The organism is Luteolibacter luteus (assembly GCF_012913485.1).
In the GTDB taxonomy this organism is placed as follows: Bacteria; Verrucomicrobiota; Verrucomicrobiia; order Verrucomicrobiales; family Akkermansiaceae; genus Haloferula; species Haloferula lutea.
Genome location: NZ_CP051774.1, coordinates 547646 through 567257 on the forward strand (window position 1 = coordinate 547646; position 19612 = coordinate 567257).

Below are 19612 nucleotides of genomic sequence, written 5' to 3' on the forward strand. Positions count from 1 at the left end.
TTCTCCCCTATCTCCGATGAAATATCTCCTTCCACTCCTAGCCACCACCGCTTTGTCCGGGCTCGCCTTAGCGGCTGCACCACCCGATTCCGGAGCCGTGCCCGAAGGGATCGCCGCTTCCGACTGGTCCGGCATCCGCGCTGCCCATGAAGCGAGCCGGCATGCTCCGCACCGGCAGGACAATGGGCACCTGGTCACCCGCAATCCTGGACAACAGTGGCTCGCAGAGTTCGATGGCAAGGGTTTCACCGTCACTCCTGACCACGGCGACTGGACTTGGGGCCTCGACTTGACCGGATATGGAAACCACACGCTTTCCTCCGCCTCGTCCCCCGCGCAACTCCGCTACGAAGGCGGGAAAATCACCTGCCAGCGGGACGAGAACCTTACCGAATGGTTCATCAACGACACCCGGGGCTTGGAACAAGGCTGGAATCTCCAAAAGCGTCCGGAACGCACCGATCAGGATGGCCCCCTTCAGCTCCATCTATCCAATCGCGGTGGCATCCGTCCTCAAATCTCCGCCGAAGGAGACTGTGTTTCCTTCCAACGGGAAGACGGCAGCAGCGCCCTGACCTACGGTGGGCTGAAGGCATGGGACGCCGATGGAAAGAAGCTTTCCGTCCGCTTCGAGCAGGCCGGGGAAGGTGACATCCGGATCTTGGTCGAGGATCAAACAGCCCGCTACCCGATCACCATCGATCCCGTTGTCCAACAGGCGCGACTAGCCGCCAGCAACGCCGGATTAAGCGACTATTTCGGATCAGCCGTAGCGACTTCCGGAAACACCGTGGTGGTGGCAGCGCGCAACGAGGATAGTTCCGCCATCGGCGTAAACGGCGACCAAACGAACAATGCCGCGCCGGAGTCCGGGGCGGTCTACGTTTTTGTCCGCGCGAACGGGGTATGGGTCCAGCAAGCGTATCTCAAGGCCAGCAACACCGGGGCCGGAGACCAGTTCGGCCGCTCCGTGGCTATTTCAGGCGACACGCTGGTCGTCGGCGCACGCGACGAAGATAGCGCTTCGATCGGTGTAAATGGCGATCAGTCAAGCAATGCCGCGACGAACTCGGGGGCGGTCTACGTCTTCACCCGCACCGGCGCCACTTGGAGCCAGCAGGCCTACCTCAAGGCAAACAATGCCGAAGGCGGATTTGTTATTGGCGATTGCTTCGGCGCTTCCGTGGCGGTGTCGGGCGACACCGTGGTCGTGGGAGCTCCAGAAGAAGACAGCGCTGCCACCGGCGTCAACGGGGATGCGAGCAACAACTCGGCCGACGGGTCAGGGGCCGCCTACGTCTTCGTCCGCAGCGGCTCGAATTGGAGCCAGCAAGCTTACCTGAAAGCCAGCAATACGAATACTGCCGATCTATTTGGCGGTGAAGTGGCGATCTCCGGTGACACCGTGGTAGTCGGAGCTTCCCGCGAGCGAAGTGCCGCCACCGGCGTGAACGGCGACCAATCGAACAACAGTGTCTTCGGGGCCGGTGCTGCCTACGTCTTCACCCGCAGCGGCACGGCGTGGAGCCAGCAAGCTTACCTCAAAGCCAGCAACACTGCAGTAGCCTCACCCGGCAACAGCGTGGGCTACCTCTTCGGAAGTTCAGTGGCGATTTCAGGCGACACGGTGGTCGTTGGCTCCCCTGGTGAAGAAAGTGCAGCTACCGGTGTGAATGGCGACCAGACCAGCAAAGCGGCCCTTAGTTCAGGCGCTGCCTATGTTTTCGCCCGCAGCGGCACTGCATGGGCCCAACAAGCCTACCTTAAAGCCAGCAACACCGGGACCTCTGACAATTTCGGAGTTTCCGTGGGGATCTCGGGCGACAAGCTGATCGTAGGCGCCGTCTTTGAAAGCAGTGATGCAACCGGCGTGGATGGTGACCAGATCAGCAACGCTGCCGGTGCCTCCGGAGCCGCCTACATCTTCAACCGCAGTGGGACCACATGGACCCAGCAGTCCTATCTCAAGGCCAGCGACACCGCCCAAAGTGCCTCTTTCGGCTCGTCGGTGGGAATCTCCCCCAGGACCGCTGTCGTGGGTGCATTCCAGCCTGATATCTACGTCAATCCCACAACCAACATCACCCATACGGGAGCGGCCTATACCTTCAATATCGATCCCGCTCCTGAAATTTCAATCCGCCAGGCTGAAGCCAGCCTTCCAAACGGCGCGACCAAACCGGTAGGGATCTTCGTGGTCGGCACCTCGACCGAGGTCACCTTCGACCTCCTGAACCTGGGAGTCGATCCCCTCACCCTGACGGGCACTCCGAAGGTCGCCCTGACCGGCAGCAGCGACTTCACCGTCTCCACCCAGCCTTCCAGTCCTGTCGGTGACTCGGGACAAACTCTTTTCAAGGTGAGTTTCGCTCCGACCAGCCAAGGTCCTAAGGCGGCGTCCCTGTCCATCTCCAGCAACGACGCTAACAACTCCTCCTTTGTCATCCAGCTGACGGGCACCGGCCTCACCTACACCACCGACACCGATGGCGACGGCCTGGACGACGCCACCGAATTCACCATGGCACCCCTGGGCTTCGATTGGCAGACACACCAAGGCGCTCTCGCAACCGCCTATCTTGCCAGCTTGAACGGGCCGGGCTTCTACGATGCAGCGCAGATCCAAGCCCTACATCCCGGAACATCCTTGCTCGCCAAGGATCCGGTCAGCAACCGGTTCAAGCTGACGGCACAATGGGAGAAATCCACCGATCTCGCGGAATTCCTCGCCTTCCCGGCACCGGCAGATTCCTCCGTCTCGATCAGCCCTTCAGGCGGCGTCGAATTCGAATTCGCATCCCCTGAGTCGGCCGGGTTCTTCCGGATCAACCAAGATTGAAACCCCGGGCATCAGGCACCTTGCATCCATCCTTTTTGCTTCCCATGAAAACTCTCCTTCCCCTCCTGGCGCTTGCGTTCTCCAGCATTGGCTGGGCCGCCACGCAGCCAAATCCGGGCCCCGCTCCCGAAGGCATCACCTCTTCCGACTGGGCCGGAATCCATGCGGCCTACGAAGCCAGCCGCCACGGAATCCGGCGCATGCCGGACGGCAGTCTCCTCGCCCGGAATCCCGGCCAACAGTGGCGCACGGAATTTGACGGCGAAGGCTTCACCGTCACTCCCGATCAAGGTGAATGGACCTGGGGCCTGGAGCTGACGGGCTATGGCAATCGCAAGCTTGCTGACAAGTCCCCGCAATCCCAACTTCGGGAGGAGGGAGGAAAAATCACCTGCCGGCGCGATGACAACCTCACCGAATGGTTCATCAATGATCGCCGCGGCCTCGAACAGGGCTGGGATATCCAGCAACGCCCGGAGCGGGACGATCCGGGATCTCCCTTGCTTCTCGAACTGTCCACCCGTGGCAGCATCCATCCCGAAGTTTCTCCCGGGAGCGACAGCGTTTCTTTCATCGAAGAACGCGGCAGCAAGGTACTGACCTATGGAGGGCTGAAAGCTTGGGATGCCACCGGCCGTGAGCTCCACGTCCACTTCGAACAGGCTGGTGAAGATGGGATCCGCATTGCTGTCGATGACCAGAATGCCCGCTACCCGATCACCGTGGATCCCATCGCCCGGCAGGCATCCCTGAAGGCGAGCAATCCGGAGCAGGACGACCGGTTTGGCTATCAGGTTGCCATATCCGGTGACACGGTGGCTGTCAGTGCTGTCGGCGAGTCTAGCAATGCCACTGGCGTGGATGGTGATCAGGCCAATAACGCTGCCTCCCGCTCCGGTGCCGTCTACATCTTCACCCGCACCGGTGCGACATGGACCCAGCAGGCTTATTTGAAAGCCAGCAACACCGACGCGGCCGACCAATTCGGATACAGCCTCGCGTTTTCCGGTGACACCTTGGCCGTAGGCGCTTTCGCCGAGCGCAGCGCGGCCACCGGCGTGAATGGCGACCAGACGAACAACACCACTTCCGGTGCCGGCGCCGTCTACATCTTCACCCGCACCGGTGCGACATGGACTCAGCAGGCTTACCTGAAGGCCAGCAACACCGGGCCCGAGGACCAGTTTGGTACAAGCGTGGCGATCTCCGGTGAGACTTTGGTCGTCGGAGCTCCTTTCGAAGACGGAGGAGCCACCGGCGTGAATGGCGACCAGTCGATCGTCGGGACTGCCGGAACCGGTGCGGCCTATGTCTTCGTGCGCAGCGGCGCAACGTGGACCCAGCAGGCCTACCTCAAAGCCAGCAATGCTGAAGGTCAGCCTTCTACCCCGGGCGGAGGAGCCGGTGATGTATTCGGAGCTTCGGTGGCGATCTCGGGTGATACCGTCATCGTCGGGGCTTCTCACGAACGCAGCGCGGCTACCGGCGTGAATGGCGATCAGAGCAGCAATACAGCTTACTCAGCCGGTGCAGCTTACGTCTTCGTGCGCAGCGGTACCGACTGGTCCCAGCAAGCTTACCTGAAGGCAAGCAATACGGAAACCAATGACATGTTCGGCACCAGCGTGGCGATCTCCGGAGACACGGCGATCGTAGGAGCTCCCAATGAGGACAGCGAAGCCACGGGCGTGAATGGCAACCAAGCAGGCGAAGGCGTCTACAATAGCGGTGCCGCCTATGTCTTCAGCCGCAGTGGCGTGACGTGGACGCAGCAGGCCTATCTGAAAGCTGGCACCGCGCTCCCGGACCGCGGTTTCGGATGGTCCTTGGCCAGTTCGGGCGATACCTTGATCGTCGGCGCTTACTCCCCTTGGAACAACGCGAACACCGGTGCCGTCTGCGTCTTCAGCCGCACGGGCACCGTGTGGAGTCCCCAAGCTCAACTCGATCTTCCCCTGATCAGCACGGCAACAGGTTTCGGATCCTCCGTTGCGATTTCCGGCAATCTCGCGGTAGCCGGAGCTCCTGAGAAGAGTAATGTTTCCGACACCGGTATCACCACCTCGAAGGCCGGCTCAGCCTATACCATCGATCTCAATGTCGATGTGCTGCCGCCCGCCATCTCCGTCAAACAGGGAGGAGTCGACTACGCAAAGGGAGCGACAAAGTGGTTCGGCTTCGTAGCAGAGGGCGACTCTTTCGATAACCCGTTCAGTGTGTCCAATCTCGGCCAAGCCGATCTCATTCTGACCGGCACCCCGAAGGTGGTCATCACGGGCAGCAGCGACTTCACCGTGACCCAGCAGCCCGACAGCCCCGTTAGCGGCTCCACGGGAAGCACCACCTTCAACGTGCGCTTCGCCCCCACCAGCGGAGGGAGCAAGTCGGCGCTACTGTCCATTGCAAGCAATGACGGAATCGATGCTCCCTTTGTCATCAATCTTACCGGCGGCGGCTTGTCCTACACCATCGACACGGACGGGGACGGCCTGAGCGATGCAATGGAACTGAAGACCTCGGCATTGGGCTTCAATTGGCAGGTGAAGCAAACCGCCTCCGTGAATGCCTACCTCGCCAGCGCGAACCGGGCCGGGCGCTACGCTGAGAGCCAAGTGCACGCACTTCGCTTGGGTGCTACGCAAGTGACCAAGGATCAAGCTAGCGGCCGCATCAAGTTGACGACCCACTGGCAAAAATCCACGAACCTTGTCGACTTCTTCGACCTTGCCGCCCCGGCTGGTTCCCAAGTCTCGATCAATCCTTCGGGTGGCATCGAATTCGAATTCCCATCTCCGGACGACGCCGCGTTCCTGAAGGTCGAATCAGAATAGGAAGCAAGGACGTCCCCACGCGGGACGTCCTCAAGCGTGAGGCATTTTCAGAACGATCTTCCTCACTCCATCCAAAGCGGACTGGCTCGTGGCGATTTTGAAATCCTTCCGGTTGCGGGGATGGATCTGTTTCACGGCCACGGTCGGTCGGCCTTTGGCTGCCCACGCGATCCACACGGTGCCCGCCGGCTTGTCCGGCGTGCCACCATCGGGTCCGGCGATGCCGGTGACCGCCACGGCGATGTCTGCTCCGCTCACGCGGAGCGCACCATCGGCCATGGAGAGAGCCACTGGCTCGCTCACCGCGCCATGCGCGTCTAATAAAGCCTGCGGCACTCCCAGAATGTCGCGCTTCGCTTCATTCGCATAAGTGATGAAGCCATGTGTGAACACCGCACTGCTACCGGGGACATCCGTCACCCGATTTGAGATCAATCCGCCGGTGCAACTCTCCGCGGTCGCCAGCTTCAAGCCTTGCCGGGTCAAGAGACGTACTACGGTCGCTTCCAGTGACGAACCGTCATCGGAGAAGATCTGCCTCGCAAAGCTGGCCTCGGCAATCTTACGGCCAGCCTCTATCGCAGCTTCGTCCCCGATCAGCCGCAGATCAACTTCTCCCACCCGCGCGCAGTAGCCGACCTCGAGATCCGGAATCTCCGCCAGCTTGGCATCGACCTCCTGCTGCAGGTCGCTCTCCCCTACCCCGGCAATCTTCAACTCCAGCATGCCTGGCGGCTTGGCGAGCCCGGCCAGCGCCACGATCCGCGGCGCCACTTCCTCCCGAAACATCGGATAGAGTTCGCGCGGTGGTCCGGGCAGCAGGAAAACGGCGCAATTCGCCGCGCCGTTCAGACGTGGCGGCACGTAGATTCCCGGCGCGGTGCCGTTGGCATTTGGCAACACGTCCGCTCCCACCAGCACCTGCGCTTGCTTGCGGTTCACCTCCGCCATCACCTTGTTCCGGATGGCGAAAAAGGCCTCCAGTGAACGCATCGCTGCCTCATCCTCGATCAATTCAGCTCCCAGCACTTCGGCAGCAGCCTCGCGGGTGAGATCGTCACTCGTGGGCCCGAGGCCGCCGGTAATGATCACGACATCCGCCCGGGAAACGCACTCGCGCAACGCCTGCGTGATGGCATCACCATCCGGCACCGTGGTCAGTCGCTGGATGCGGAAGCCCAGCTTGAAAAGCTCTTCACCGAACCACTTGCCGTGGGTGTTGAGGACAGTGCCGAGCAAGAGCTCGGTCCCGGTGTTCAGGATTTCGATGCGCACGGCCGAGACAGAAGACGAGCCGGGCAGGAGCGCAAGCGCAGAGAGCGCCCTTTATGCCTTCCAATCGACCTCCTTGGCGTCTGCCCAGAGATCTTCGAGGCCGTAGAAATCGCGCAACTCCTCGTGCATCACATGAACCATCACGTCGATATAATCGAGCACCACCCAGCGGGTATCGGCATTTCCTTCCGCATTGGCGGGCTTGTTGCCGTGTTGCTCTTCCACATTGCCGCGGATATCCCGCAGGATGGCGCGGAGGTGAGGCATCGAGGAACCGGAGCAGACGATCATGAAATCGGTCAGATTCGACAGCCCGCGGAGATCCCAGACGCGGATCTTCTCCGCCTGGATTTCGTCTGCCGCTTTTGCGCAAGCCTTTGCCAATTCAAGTCCGTCGATCGCCATAAAGTCCCCTGCCGGGGCGCGGAGCCTAGCTCGTCCGGCGGACTTGGCCAATCAATTTAAGGCACCGCTTTCCGCCGCTTTCTTCCCTTCCCTTTGCCCCCGGACCTTTCCTATATCCTCATCATGAGAAAAAGCCTCATCTCCCTGCTGTTTGTCCTGCCTCTGGGAGCGGCGGACCTAGAATTCAAGGAGGCGTTTGCCGATCCGGCGACGCGCCAGGCCGCCCTGTCGAAGCTCGTGCCGCAGACCCGGGACTGGTTCTTCTACCACGCTCTCCATCAACAGCTTTCCGGGCAAGCCGACGCCTACCGCAAGACCATTGAGGCTTGGAAAGCCGCTTCCTCAACCGAAATCCTGATTCCCACCGATGGGCTGGAAATCCTCGAAAATCGGGAACTCCTTCTTCGATTCGACGCGGAACCCCGGAAATCCTCCGATGCCCTGATCCGGCAGCTCGATCTCAAGTTTGAGGACACCAAGCCCGATGCGCGAGCCGATGAGAAGCTCCCCGATCGTCTCGATCCTGCCCTGATCTCCGCACAGGCGTTTGAAAACATCGCGAACGCCCGCAATTCCGGCGAAGGTTACAAGAAATACTCCGAGGCCCGGCTGCTGGCCGAACTTGATCGCCTCGCGACCTTTGATGAGACCAAGCTGCGTTTCTTTCACCGCAGTTTGTCGCGGGCGGATCATCCCGGGATCGTCCCGCTCATTGTAAAAAACCTGCAGCTTTCTGGACCGGACAAGTTCGGGGAAAGGAAGATCCACCAACTCCTGACACGCGGGCAGATGGACGAGTTGCTCGCAGCGGTTCCTTCGCTGAGGAATGACGAGGCCTTCGCCGTCCGCTACCTCACGACCCTGCTGCCCGGTGCCGAGACGGATTTCGACCGGGATACCGCCGCCCATGCCGCACATCTGGCCGCCTGCAGGACTTTCGTTCTGGGTCTGCCGCCAGCCTTGAATTCCCTGAAAGCGCATGTCCTCTTCCATCACCTGAGACTCCAGCGGGAACTGGGACAATTTCCTCAGGAGGATCTCCTCACCTTCCTCCGTCTGCCCCGGTCAGTCGATAGCCTCTACCGTCTCCTGCCACCCGCCGCCGAGAATCCGGTGATCCAGCTCAGCGAAGACTTTCGGAAAGCCACCGGCTGCCCACCGGTCTATGACGACCGCCCCCTCGTGCAGGTTTACCTCCGGCATCTGCTGGGCACGATGGAGAGCTCGGATCCCTTCAAGGAGTTCATCGAAGAAGCACCCCTGCGCCAGATCCATGCCCGCGCGCGCCTCCTCGCCGGAGCAGATCCCAACCGCTGGGGAGCCGTGCTTCATCCCGCCGAGGTCCAGGAACTCCAGAAGGAAACCCGCATTTCCTTCGCTCCCGGCCAGCAGGAGTTGCTCGGTGGAGATGCCGCGGTGAAGCTCACGCTGGATCTTAAAAACACGCCGGAACTCGCCGTGCGGGTCTTCGAGCTCGATCTGCCCGGCTGGATCGAACGCGAGGAAAGCGAGCCCTCTGTCGGCCTCGATCTTGAGGGACTAGTTCCTCATTTTGAAAGAAGCCTCCGCTTTGACCAGGCCCCGCTCCTGCTGCACCGCGAAGTACTAGATCTACCGGAATTGACCGGACCGGGTGCTTGGATCGTGGAGTGTGTCTCGCGTGGAGTCGTCTCGCGGGCTTTGATCCGCAAGGGGCGACTGATCCCGTTCATCGAGCCCGCGGCACGCGGCCAGATCATACGTGTCTTTGACGAAAAAGGAAATCTGCTGACCGACGCCAGCGTCAGCATCGGCACCGAGACCTTCGCCGCCAAGGAAGAGGGCGGCATCTTCGTCCCGGACAAAGGGAGATCCGCGCGAAATACCGGCATCGTCCGCCACGGGAAGCTGGCCGTTCCGCTCGAACTGCGCCCGCGCTTCGATGAAGTCTCGCTGGATGCGCGATTCCATGTCGATCGCGAGCAGCTTCTCGCCGATCAGGAGGCGAGCCTGAGCCTCCGCCTGCGTTTGAACAGCCATGGCCACGAGATCCCCCTGGAGTGGATCGAGAAACCCTCCATTGTCATGGAGGCGACCTTGGTCAACGGAACCAAGACCGAGCGGGTAATCAGCAGCGAGCTGAAGCTGGAGCCCGCCATGAGCATCCCCTTCCAGGTGCCGGCAAATGCCCGTGGCTTGAGACTGAAATTCACCGGCACCGTGACTCCGCACGATGGCGAAGATCCGGTGCCGGTCACCGCCGAGAAAAGCTATCAGCTCAATGGCATCCTCGGCAGCAGCAGGATCGCAGCGGGGCTTTTCACGAAGTCCACCGAGGGCTACCGCCTCGAAGTCCGTGGCCGCAATGGCGAGCCGCTTCCTTCTCGCCCGGTGAGCTTGGAGTTCCTGCATCGTGACTACGAGGAGTCCTTGCAACTCGAAGTCCGCACCGATGATAGCGGCAAGGTGGAGCTTGGCTCCCTGCCGGATATCGAAGTGGTGGAAGCAAAAGGCACCGGAATCGACAGTGCCAGCCTACAGCCCGGCAATGAGGAGAGCTGGCACAAACGCCCGAGTCACCTGAACCTCGCTCTAGGCGAAGAAGCCCGCCTTCCCCTGACACGCCCCATGGAAAACCCGGACCGGACCCGCGTTTCCTTGGTCGAAACACGCGACGATGTGGTCGTGCGTGATCATTTCGACAAGCTCGCCTCCCAAGACGGTCTCCTCGTGGTGCGCGGACTCCCCGCAGGCGACTACTCGCTGACCATGGATGGGAGCAACATTCCGGTTCGAGTGTCGGGAGGACAGCTCCGCCAGCAACTGCTGGTTTCCACGTCGCGGATCGTGCCGCATCACTTGCCGGCGATGCCTTCGATCCACAGCGCGGCGCTCGCTGAAGGCTCACTGGTCCTTCATGTGAATGGTGCAGCTCCGGGAACCCGGGTTGCGCTCGTCGGCCGGAGATACCTCTACCACTGGCCGATGGGTAATGCGCTTCAACCCTTCGCCAATCCCGAACCCGATAGCATCGTGCCGGACTTCATCGGCAACGATCTGCTGGAGGCCCGGAAGCTAAGCGATGAGCTGCGCTACATTCTCGACCGCCGCGCGGCCAAGAGCTATCCCGGCTCCCTGCTGCCCCGCCCCGGTCTGCTGGTAAACCGCTGGAGCCAGGAAGATCTGGTCCAGGACAAGCAAGCCGGCGCCGGAGGCCTGGATGGGAACGTCTTGCCCCGTCTCAGCGAAGGGGAATCGCAGCCAGCTCCGGAAAGCAGTGACGATGACGATTCAAACCGGGAGGACCTGTGGGAAAGCGTGGATTTTCTAGCGAAGGGCTCGGTCGTCCGCAGTGATCTGCAGGTAGCCGAAGATGGCACGCTCCGTCTTCCCGCAACGGACTTCGTGCATTGCCAGTATCTTGAGGTGATCGTCCTTGATCACCACGCGCGCCACCACAGCATCCTTCCCCTTGCTCCGAACGATCCACCTTTGCGCGATCGCAGGCTGAGCCGCCCGCTTGACCCGGGGAAATATCACGTGGGAACCCGTCGTGCCGCCGCTTTGGCCAAAGGCGCGGAAGCCAGCATCGAGAGTGTGATCGATGCGGACTGGCGTGCCTTCACTACTCTTGCAGAAGCGCATGCGTTTCTCGCAGGAGCGAGTGGCGATCCAAACCTTGAGAGATTCCGCCCGCTGATCGATTGGCCCTCGCTGGACGAAGCCGCCAAGCTCGCTTTTCTCTCCGAGCACGCGTGCCATGAGCTCCATCTCTTCCTGGCGCGCAAGGACAAGGAATTCTTCGACAAGCACGTGAAGCCGATGCTTGCGGAGAAGAAGGCGCCGGATCTGATCGATGACGTCCTGCTGCAGCGCGACCTGAACAAATATCTGCGCCCCTACGCCTGGCAGCGGCTGAATGCCGCGGAGAAAGCCCTGCTTTCGCAAGCGCTGCCCGCGGCGCGACAGCGCATCACCAGCGAGTTGGAGAACCGCTGGGAAATCGAGTCTCCGACCCCGGAACAGGAAACGATCCTCTTCACGAAGACCCTCGGTGGCAGCGAGCTTTCCGTAGCGGACTCGCTGGGACTGGCTTCCGCATCGCCCGAGTTTAATGCACCTGAGGAGGGAGGAACCACGGGGGCTACCTATCTAATAAAAAAGCTGGATGCGATCATCATCCCGGAGATCGATTTTGAGGATATCTCTGTTGCAGAGGCAATCGACCACCTTCGTGCAAAATCGATTGAACAAGACACAATCGAAATCGACCCCGCCAAAAGGGGTATCAATTTTGCGATCCGGAAACCTCGTCCGTCCCTTGTTGGCGAGGCGCAAGGGATTGACCCCGGTACGCTCCGTGTAAAAGAGCTGAAGCTGCGAAACGTACCATTGGGGAAGGTGCTCAAGTATCTGGTCGATGGGACAAAGCTCCGCTATAAAGTGGATGACTTTGCCGTGACCTTCGTCCCGGCCACGGAGACTGACGAAGATCTGTTCACGAAGACCTTCCTCGTACCGCCAGATTTCATTTCGTCATTAGGCGGTTCCCTACGAGACCCCCAGGATGATCCATTCTCAGATCCCTTTGCCGACTCCCCCTCCGGAAGAATGCCGGAAATCTTGGCTCCGAGGAAGAATGAGATTGAGGTGCTCCAATCCAACGGCGTGAAATTTCCAGAAGGTGCAACCGCCAGATTCGATGCGGCCACCAGCACTCTCGTCGTCCGCAATACGCCAACGAATCTTGATCTGATCGAGCAGATCACAGAGCAGATTTCAGGAGGCCATAGCGGAGCGCTTGAGGCTATGGACGCCTTCAGCGGCAGTGAGGGGAGCATCGCGAACTCCATCGGAAAACCCATCGACCTGAGCGTCACCGATATGGTGACAGGCAGCCTCCGCAGCGACGGCTCCGCAACCAACCGCAACTACATCGACGCGGTGCTGAACAATCCGCAGCCTGGTGCCCCTGCCTTCGCAGGTCCTGTGGCGGGCAACTTCCCCGCACGCCCGTCCTGGAGCTCGGATCGCGACAAAACCCGGCTGTGGAGAGAGTCCCGATACTACCACTACATCGGATCCACCGGTGAGGCATTCATCCCTCTAAACCGCTTCTGGCTGGATCTTGCGGCATGGGATGGCAATGGCTCTTTCGTCTCGCCCCACTTCAATGCCTGCACCAGCAATGCCAACGAAGCACTGCTGTGCCTCGCGATGCTGGACCTTCCTTTCAAGGCCGAACGTCCCGAAACAACGGTGGATGGCTCAACGCTACGCGTGAAAGCGAGGGAGCCGATGCTTCTCTTCTACAAGGACACCCGCGAAACACAGAAGCTGGCGCAGGACTCTCCGGTGCTGGTTCGCCAGACCTTCCATCGCTTCGATGATCAGTTCCGGACGGAGAACGGCCGGAAGATCGAGAACAGTATCACCGGGGATTTCACACCGGGCATTCCCTATGAAGCGTCGATGATCGTCACCAATCCCTCCGGGGCAGGCCGCCGGATCGACGTGCTGGCACAGATTCCCGCCGGCGCGATTCCCTTGTCGGCGAAGAGTTCCACGGAATCCCTCACCAAGGATCTTGAACCCTACGGAGTGCTGACGCTGAAGCTCGCCTTCTATTTCCCTCTACCGGGCGAGTTCCCGATCTACCCGATGCAAGTGTCCGAGGGTGATCTCGTGCTCGCGCGTGGTGAGAGCAAGACCCTGCGGGCCCCAGCCGAAGCAGCTCCGATCGACGCGAATTCCTGGCCCGCCATCGCGCGGGATGCCTCTCCCGAGGTGGTATTAGAACGGCTGAAGACCATCAATCTGAAGACTGCGGATCTCAAGCTGATCCGCTGGCGGATGCGGGAGCTCGATTTCTATCAGAAGTCCGTGGCCATCTTGCGCGAACGGCTCCATTTCTCCCGTGAAGTTTACGCTTATGCCTTCTTCCATGCGGATGCGGGCAGCCTCGGGGATGCGCTGGAGAACACCCCGCTGACCGACGACCTCGGGGAGTGGCTCGACAGCACGCTGCTCAAGATCCGGCCAGAGGAGCATCGTCATTGGGAAACCATTGAGTTCGATCCGCTCGTCAATCCGCGCACTCATCGTTTCGCGGACAAGGATCGCCTGACTCATCCGGATGCACTGAGACACTTCGAGTCATTCCTCGACATCCTGGCATGGAAACCGGTGCTCACGGCAGAGGACCAGCTATCGCTCACCGCACAGTTGCTGCTTCAGGACCGGGTCGATGAAGCTTTGACAAGATTCGACGCTTTCAATCCTGCCGATCTCACGAGCCGGATGGCCTACGATTACCTGCAAGCGGTCGTGCTTTTCCATCGTTCACAAGCGGTGGAAGCCAGGGCCATCGCGCTGGAGTATGGGGCGCTCCCTCCGGGCCTATGGAAAGAACGCTTTGGCAAGGTCATTGCACAGGCGGACGAAATCCTGGCCCTTCAAGTGCCCCGGAAGGCAGACGAAGAAAAGCCGCAGGAAGAAGCGCCTTCGATCGACCTCGCCTTGGCTGCCGACGGAAAGCTCCTGGTGAAGCAACACAAGCTGGGCAAGACCTCGCTCCAGCTTTTCAGCGTGGATCTGGAAGTTCTGTTCTCGAAGGACCCCTTCCTCACGGGAGAGGGTGCATTGCAGCCCGGCATCCGCGCGAACGAAACCCGGGAAGTCGCCTTGGCAGCAGCGGAAACCACTGTGGAGCTACCGGAGAACTTCCGGAAAGGAAACGTGCTCGTCACCGCGAGCTCAGGCACCACCAACATGCTGAAGGTGCTCGATAGCCGTGCGCTCGAGATGATCCGCCAGCCGGAAGAGCGGACCTTGCAGGTCTATGATACCGCAAGCCGGCTGCCCCTCTCCCAATGCTACGTGAAAGTCTATGTGCAGGGGATGAATGGCGAAACCCGCTTCCACAAGGACGGCTACACGGACTTGAGAGGGAAATTCGACTATCTGAGCCACACCGGCGAGAAACTCGGTGAAATCCGAAGGATCTCAGTGCTCATCAGCCACCCCGAGAAAGGCGCGAGGATCGAGGTATTCGATTTGTGAAGAACAAGCGACCGGGGGCGAAACGAATTCGCCCCCGGCAGAGTCCAGTCAGCGGATCGTGATCGTCGCCCGCGTGACCTTGCCGCTGAAAGCGTTTGGCGCGGAGTAAGGACCGACTGGATTGCTGCCGTCATTCCCCACGGTGAGTCCTTCGCCCGGACGCTTCTTGATCAACTCCGGCGTCTTCCCTTCCGCGACTTCCTTGTCGTCGAGTTTGAGCGTGAGACGACCTACCGGAGATAGGTTCGCTTCGATCTTATGCGTGCCTACGGCCAGCGCTTCGGAGCAAGCGACGGTTGTGAGCTCACCATCCGACCGGAAAGAGAAGACAAGCTTGCCCCCGGTCACATGCAGCGCATACCCGCGAAGATGCCCGCCATGGGCCAGGATCACACCGGTCGGTGCATCTCCCGTTTCAATCTCGGCTCCGAGCGTGAAGCCCTTGTTTGCGATCGATGGTGAATCATCGAGTGCAAGCACGTCACCCGATTTCCAAGGACCTACCCTCGAGGCATTGCTGGCCACTTCTGCCTTCGACTTCTTGCCTTGCGTCTTTGTCGACTTTGCAGCCTTCCCTTCTTTGATCCGTCCGCCTTCAGGATGGAATCCCGGCGGAGTCCACTTCGGCGCGATCAGTGTCGCATTCCAAGCGTTCCAAAGCGCCGCCAACTCCTCCACCTTGGCGGGATTTGCAGCGGCGAGGTCGTTCCTTTCCCCGATATCGCTGGCGAGGTTGTAAAGCTTCGCGCCCCCTGTCTTTGCCAAGCCGGGTTCGGCACGATCGATGACGCCATCCGCAGCGGACTTCACCAGCTTCCAATCTCCCATACGGATCGCGAACTGCTGGCCGAAGCGCCAATACAGCACATTGTGCGGTTCCTCGGTCTTCTCACCCTTCAAATAAGGCAACAGGTTGACGCCATCCAGCTTCCAAGCCGGATCGATCTCCACGCCCGCGGCGGCCAAGCTGGTCGGCAGCAGATCAAGCTGGATCACCGGGCGCGAATCTACCTTCCCCGCAGGAAGATGCCCTTTCCATTGGATCGCGAAGGGCACGCGGATGCCGCCCTCCGAGGTCTGCGCCTTGAGCCCCTTCAGCGGGCCGTTGCCTGAAGTGGTCACATCGGTCGGCCCGCCATTGTCGCTAACGAAATAGACGAGCGTGTCTTCTTCCAAGCCCAGTTCCTTCACTTTCCCCAGCACCTCGCCGACCGCATCATCCAGAGCGGAAAGCAGCGCCGCGAATTTCCGGCGCTTTGGATTCTGGATCGAAGTAAAGCGATCCTCGTACTTCGCCAGCGTCTCCAGCGGCGCATGGACCGCATTGAAAGGAAGATAAACGAACCACGGCTCATCCTTCTTCCGCTCGATGAATGACACCGTCTCCGCCGCGAAGGTCTCCGTCAGATAGCCCGGCTCCTTCACCACATCGTATCCCCGCAGAATGGCGTTCGTACCACTCCCCGGACTGATATAGCTGTGCCCCCCCGGAGCAAGGAAGCCGTAGAATTCATCAAAGCCGCGCCGCAGTGGATGATGTGACGGCGTGGTTCCCAAGTGGGACTTGCCGAACCACCCGGTCGCATAGCCCGCGGACTTCAGACGCTGGCCCATGGTGACCTCATCCAGCGGCAAGCCGGTCGGTTCACTCGCCACCACCGGAATGCCCGGATTGAACTCATGGCCGAAGCGCTCTTGGTAGCGCCCCGTCAGTAGCCCTGCACGGGTGGGACTGCAGTAGGGAGCGCTCACATATCCATCGGTAAAGCGAGTCCCATTCGCGAAGATGCTATCGATGTGGGGCGTCGGGATCTCCTTGGAGAAACCTTGGCAACCCAGCTCGCCCCAGCCCAGGTCATCGGCGACGATCAGAAGGATATTCGGCTTCCTTTCCGCATGGGCGATCAATGGAAAGACGGAGAGAACCAAGAGGAGCAGTCGGCGTGAAGTCATGGATGCCGCTGAAACCACGGCTCCCAGGGCGCGGTCGCGAAGCTTCAGGTGACAAGATCGGAGGATTCGAATCCTTGCCCTCCGCCGCCTCGTAGCTGCGAATTCGTGCCTTGATCACGGGCAAAAAAGAACCCCGCGATCGCGGGGCTTCAAAGACGTGGAGGATAGCGGATTCGAACCGCTGACCCCTTGCATGCCATGCAAGTGCTCTACCAACTGAGCTAATCCCCCTTACGGTGTCTTGTTGTTGCTCGTGGCTCCGTGAGGTGCCGCGTGCGGGCGGCTTGGTAGGAGATGAATCGGGGCCGCGCAAGAGGTTTTTTTCATGAATCTGAAAGTCTTTGGATCAAGGTGACCAGTGCCCCCGTGGAACCCGCATGAATAGCGGGATCCGGAGCGCCCGCATCTTCCTCGTCCATCTTCACCACCGGACGCGTGGCGACTCGCACGGTGGGCAAGCCAGTCTCGAAAAGCACCGAGGAAAGATCGAAGTCTTCTTCCAGGCAGATGCTTTCCGCACCCACTACTTCACCGATCCCGCTCACTTGACGGAGCGCACCGCTCTCCGCATTCCGGCTGCTCAGCATGAGCTGCTTCGCAGCCCCCGTCGATTCCACCACCAGCACCTCGGACGCACCGCCGATCCGCCCGCGAAGCGCTTCAAAAGTTTCCATCAGCGGTGCATCGGCATCGTAGGCGTGCGGCAGGAAAGCAAAGCTCACCGCCCGCTTCGGAGACTTGTCCGCGAGTTGATGGGCTGCAGCCATCACGCTGGCAACACCGCTGGCATTTGCTTCGGCCCCCGGAGAACCCGGCCTCGTGTCATACGCGGCGACCACCCACAAGGGATCCAGCTTCGCATCCTGCCCGCGCAGCGTAGCGACCAGGATCGGCCAAGTGCCCACGCCCGTCTCCGGCGTCCGCACTCTTTCCACCGTGTAGCCGGCATTCGCCCCGCCGAGCGAGCCCTCGATCATCGCCGCCGCGCGGTTCAATCCCTGCGCGCCGACCTCGCTAGCCGTGTGGCGCTCACCCACGAATCCCAGCAGCTTGGACATGTCATCCTGCAGCCCCTCCTTGCTCACCACCGTGGCGATCTTCAGCCGTTCTTCCTGCGCGGCGGCGGCTTGCTTGCGGAAATAAAGCCACATCCCCACCCCGCTGGAAATCACCAGCCAGAGGGGCAGCATCCAGAGCAGCAGGGTCACGCGCGGGTCGCGGCGCGGGGCAGATTCCTCGGTCACGCGCCCATCCCACTGTCAGGCGGGGAGCCGGTGCAAGGCTGGACCGTCCTATTGTGGCAAGCTTTCCCGGTTTTTTGAATTGCACCCGGGCAGGGCCACGCCTCCCTTGCGGCGATGTCGTCGCTGAACATCCCCCAGACTTGCGGCGTGATGCTGCTGCCCGACTGCACCCTTTTTCCACACGGGGGACTGCCGCTGCATATTTTCGAGCCCCGCTATCGCGAAATGCTGCAGGATACCCTGGAGGGGAGCTGCTTTTTCTCCGTCGCCCGCCTGCTCGGCCCGGAAACCGACAATCCCGGCAGTTGCGTGGCGCCGATCGGCACCATGGGCCTCGTCCGGGCTTCACGGGAACTGGATGACGGCACCTCTAATCTCCTCCTCCACGGGGTGATCCGCGTCCGTTTCACCGAGTGGCTGGATGGCCCCTACCCCCTCGCCCGGATCGAGCCCGTGCCCTCGATTTTCGAACCGGAGTCCCAGTCGAAAGGCGCGCTCGAGGCCCTCCACGAAGCCGTGGAGTCCGTGACGCGCGATCTTCCGGGCGAAGTCCGGGAAGCCCTCACCAACATGACGTCCCAGATCGATGACCCCTCGATTCTGGCCGACGTCATGGCCCAGCAATTCCTGCACGATCCCGACGAACGCCAGGACCTCCTCGAAATGGAGTCCGCCGCCGCCCGGATCGCATGGATCTGCAAGAAGTTCGAGTCCGGTGCACCCCAGTGAATGAATCCCGGAATGGTGTCCTGAGCGCGGTCGCGGCGTTTTTCCTATGGGGCGTGCTTCCGATCTTCTGGAAGCACCTTCATTTCCTTCCGCCCGCCTCGATCATCGCGCACCGCACTCTCTGGTCCCTTCTCCTGCTTCTGCCGGTGCTGGCCTTCCAAAGGCAGCTGTGGACCATGCTCCGTGGCATCTCCACCCTGCGCGGAGCGGGCTGGCACCTCCTCTCCGGAGTCCTTCTCGGCTCGAATTGGCTGCTCTACGTCTGGGCGACTCTCAACAATCACATTCTGGAAGGCGCTCTCGGCTACTATCTGAATCCCTTCCTGAACATGCTCTTCGGCGCGTTGTTCTTCGGAGAGCGCCAGAATCGCCTGCAAATGCTCGCCGTGGCGGTAGCTGCTTCCGGGGTGGCTTGCCAATTCCCCGCCGTAAAAGGCGTCCCGTGGATCGCGCTGGTGCTGGCCGTGACCTTTGCCCTCTACGCAGTGGTCCGGAAAAAGGCGCCGCTGGGCGCGCTGGCTGGCCTCGGTGCGGAGACCGCCCTGCTGGCTCCGATTGCTCTAGGTTGGCTGATCTGGCGGGGCACACAGGGCGTTGAACTCTTCGGCCCCAGTGGCTGGACGGCCGCACTGGTGATCTGCACCGGCATCGCCACGGCCACTCCCCTCCTCTGCTTCGGCCACGCCACCCGCACGATCTCCCTCACCAGCCTCGGCATCCTCCAATTCATCGGGCCCACGCTCCAGTTCCTCATCGGCTGGGGAATGTATGGGGAGCCATTGAATACCCTCCGCCTGATTTCCTTCGGCCTGATCTGGACCGCCGTGGCGATCTATGCCGTGGACGCGCTGAAGCGGGGCACAAAAAAAGGGCCGCCCCAAACGGACAGCCCTCTTGAAAATCAGAAAGTTGCGGCAGATTGATTAGCCGATCTCGGTGCGACCGGAAAGCTGGGCGCCTTCCTCCATCGAGAACATCTTGGCCTTGATGTCGCCTTCCAGACGGGACTTGGCCTTCAGTTCGCATCGCTCGCCGGTGATCTTGCCTTCGACCTTGCCGAAGACCTTCACGTCGCCAGCGGTGACGTTACCCTTGATCATGGCGTTCTCACCGATGGTGACGCGGCCCTTCTCGGAGATGATCTCGCCCTCGATCTTCCCGTCGATGATCATGTCATTGGAGAAGCGGATGGAACCGTTGATCTCGATCCCGCTCGCGAGCACGTTGGTTGCGTTTGCCATGATGGGGAAGAATTCAGCAGAGCACGGGGGGCTTGGCAATCGGATTTCCCGAGG

Annotated in this window: 10 protein-coding genes and 1 tRNA gene; 5 read left to right on the forward strand and 6 right to left on the reverse strand. The window is 60.9% G+C overall.

The genetic code is table 11. From position 1 onward, the window contains the following. The first annotated feature begins 16 nt into the window (after window positions 1–16). Together HHL09_RS02240 and HHL09_RS02245 are read left to right on the forward strand one after the other, a co-directional pair. Window positions 17–2839, forward strand: coding sequence for a hypothetical protein (locus tag HHL09_RS02240; RefSeq protein WP_169452870.1), 2823 nt, complete (start codon window positions 17–19; stop codon window positions 2837–2839). Between the two features lie 44 nt (window positions 2840–2883). Then, the gene (locus HHL09_RS02245) at window positions 2884–5670 is read left to right on the forward strand and encodes a choice-of-anchor D domain-containing protein (protein WP_169452871.1); all 2787 of its coding nucleotides are present in this window, start codon (window positions 2884–2886) and stop codon (window positions 5668–5670) included. Between the two features lie 30 nt (window positions 5671–5700). Here HHL09_RS02245 and HHL09_RS02250 read toward each other — a convergent pair whose 3' ends face one another. After that, complete coding sequence (locus HHL09_RS02250) at window positions 5701–6945, reverse strand: competence/damage-inducible protein A (protein WP_205760963.1); 1245 nt, start codon at window positions 6943–6945, stop codon at window positions 5701–5703. A gap of 51 nt (window positions 6946–6996) precedes the next feature. Next, entirely contained in the window at window positions 6997–7350 is a 354-nt protein-coding gene (gene rsfS / locus HHL09_RS02255; RefSeq protein ID WP_169452872.1) for a ribosome silencing factor, read from the reverse strand. 123 nt (window positions 7351–7473) lie between these two features. On the opposite strand from rsfS, the gene HHL09_RS02260 reads away from it, so the two are divergent. Further along, complete coding sequence (locus HHL09_RS02260) at window positions 7474–14391, forward strand: hypothetical protein (protein WP_169452873.1); 6918 nt, start codon at window positions 7474–7476, stop codon at window positions 14389–14391. 48 nt (window positions 14392–14439) lie between these two features. Here HHL09_RS02260 and HHL09_RS02265 read toward each other — a convergent pair whose 3' ends face one another. The 3 genes from HHL09_RS02265 to HHL09_RS02275 all read right to left on the reverse strand — a co-directional run bounded on the left by HHL09_RS02265 (window position 14440) and on the right by HHL09_RS02275 (window position 17588). Then, window positions 14440–16344 (reverse strand): sulfatase-like hydrolase/transferase, encoded by a 1905-nt coding sequence (locus HHL09_RS02265; RefSeq protein ID WP_169452874.1) that lies wholly within the window; start codon window positions 16342–16344, stop codon window positions 14440–14442. Window positions 16345–16502: 158 nt separating this feature from the next. Further along, window positions 16503–16575: transfer RNA gene (locus tag HHL09_RS02270), tRNA-Ala, on the reverse strand. A gap of 92 nt (window positions 16576–16667) precedes the next feature. After that, the gene (locus HHL09_RS02275) at window positions 16668–17588 is read right to left on the reverse strand and encodes a M28 family peptidase (RefSeq protein WP_169452875.1); all 921 of its coding nucleotides are present in this window, start codon (window positions 17586–17588) and stop codon (window positions 16668–16670) included. Window positions 17589–17702: 114 nt separating this feature from the next. Here HHL09_RS02275 and HHL09_RS02280 point away from each other — a divergent pair, with 114 nt between their 5' ends. Further along, entirely contained in the window at window positions 17703–18317 is a 615-nt protein-coding gene (locus HHL09_RS02280) for an LON peptidase substrate-binding domain-containing protein (protein ID WP_169452876.1), read from the forward strand. Continuing rightward, window positions 18278–19240, forward strand: coding sequence for an EamA family transporter RarD (gene rarD / locus HHL09_RS02285; protein WP_277349148.1), 963 nt, complete (start codon window positions 18278–18280; stop codon window positions 19238–19240). The genes HHL09_RS02280 and rarD overlap by 40 nt, the downstream gene beginning before the upstream one ends. Here the strand turns inward: rarD and HHL09_RS02290 are convergent, their stop codons facing one another. Next, a complete protein-coding gene (locus HHL09_RS02290; protein WP_169452878.1) occupies window positions 19241–19558 on the reverse strand; it encodes a bactofilin family protein in 318 nt (105 codons plus the stop codon). It abuts the gene before it with no gap. Window positions 19559–19612 lie beyond the last annotated feature (54 nt).

What these genes read in the sequence shown, in the direction of transcription:
- HHL09_RS02260 (WP_169452873.1), top strand. Translation starts at nt 7,474, where the DNA reads ATGAGAAAAAGCCTCATCTCCCTGCTGTTTGTCCTGCCTCTGGGAGCG.
- HHL09_RS02280 (WP_169452876.1), top strand. Translation starts at nt 17,703, where the DNA reads ATGTCGTCGCTGAACATCCCCCAGACTTGCGGCGTGATGCTGCTGCCC.
- HHL09_RS02290 (WP_169452878.1), bottom strand. Translation starts at nt 19,558, where the DNA reads ATGGCAAACGCAACCAACGTGCTCGCGAGCGGGATCGAGATCAACGGT.
- HHL09_RS02245 (WP_169452871.1), top strand. Translation starts at nt 2,884, where the DNA reads ATGAAAACTCTCCTTCCCCTCCTGGCGCTTGCGTTCTCCAGCATTGGC.
- rsfS (WP_169452872.1), bottom strand. Translation starts at nt 7,350, where the DNA reads ATGGCGATCGACGGACTTGAATTGGCAAAGGCTTGCGCAAAAGCGGCA.
- HHL09_RS02265 (WP_169452874.1), bottom strand. Translation starts at nt 16,344, where the DNA reads ATGACTTCACGCCGACTGCTCCTCTTGGTTCTCTCCGTCTTTCCATTG.
- HHL09_RS02240 (WP_169452870.1), top strand. Translation starts at nt 17, where the DNA reads ATGAAATATCTCCTTCCACTCCTAGCCACCACCGCTTTGTCCGGGCTC.
- rarD (WP_277349148.1), top strand. Translation starts at nt 18,278, where the DNA reads ATGGATCTGCAAGAAGTTCGAGTCCGGTGCACCCCAGTGAATGAATCC.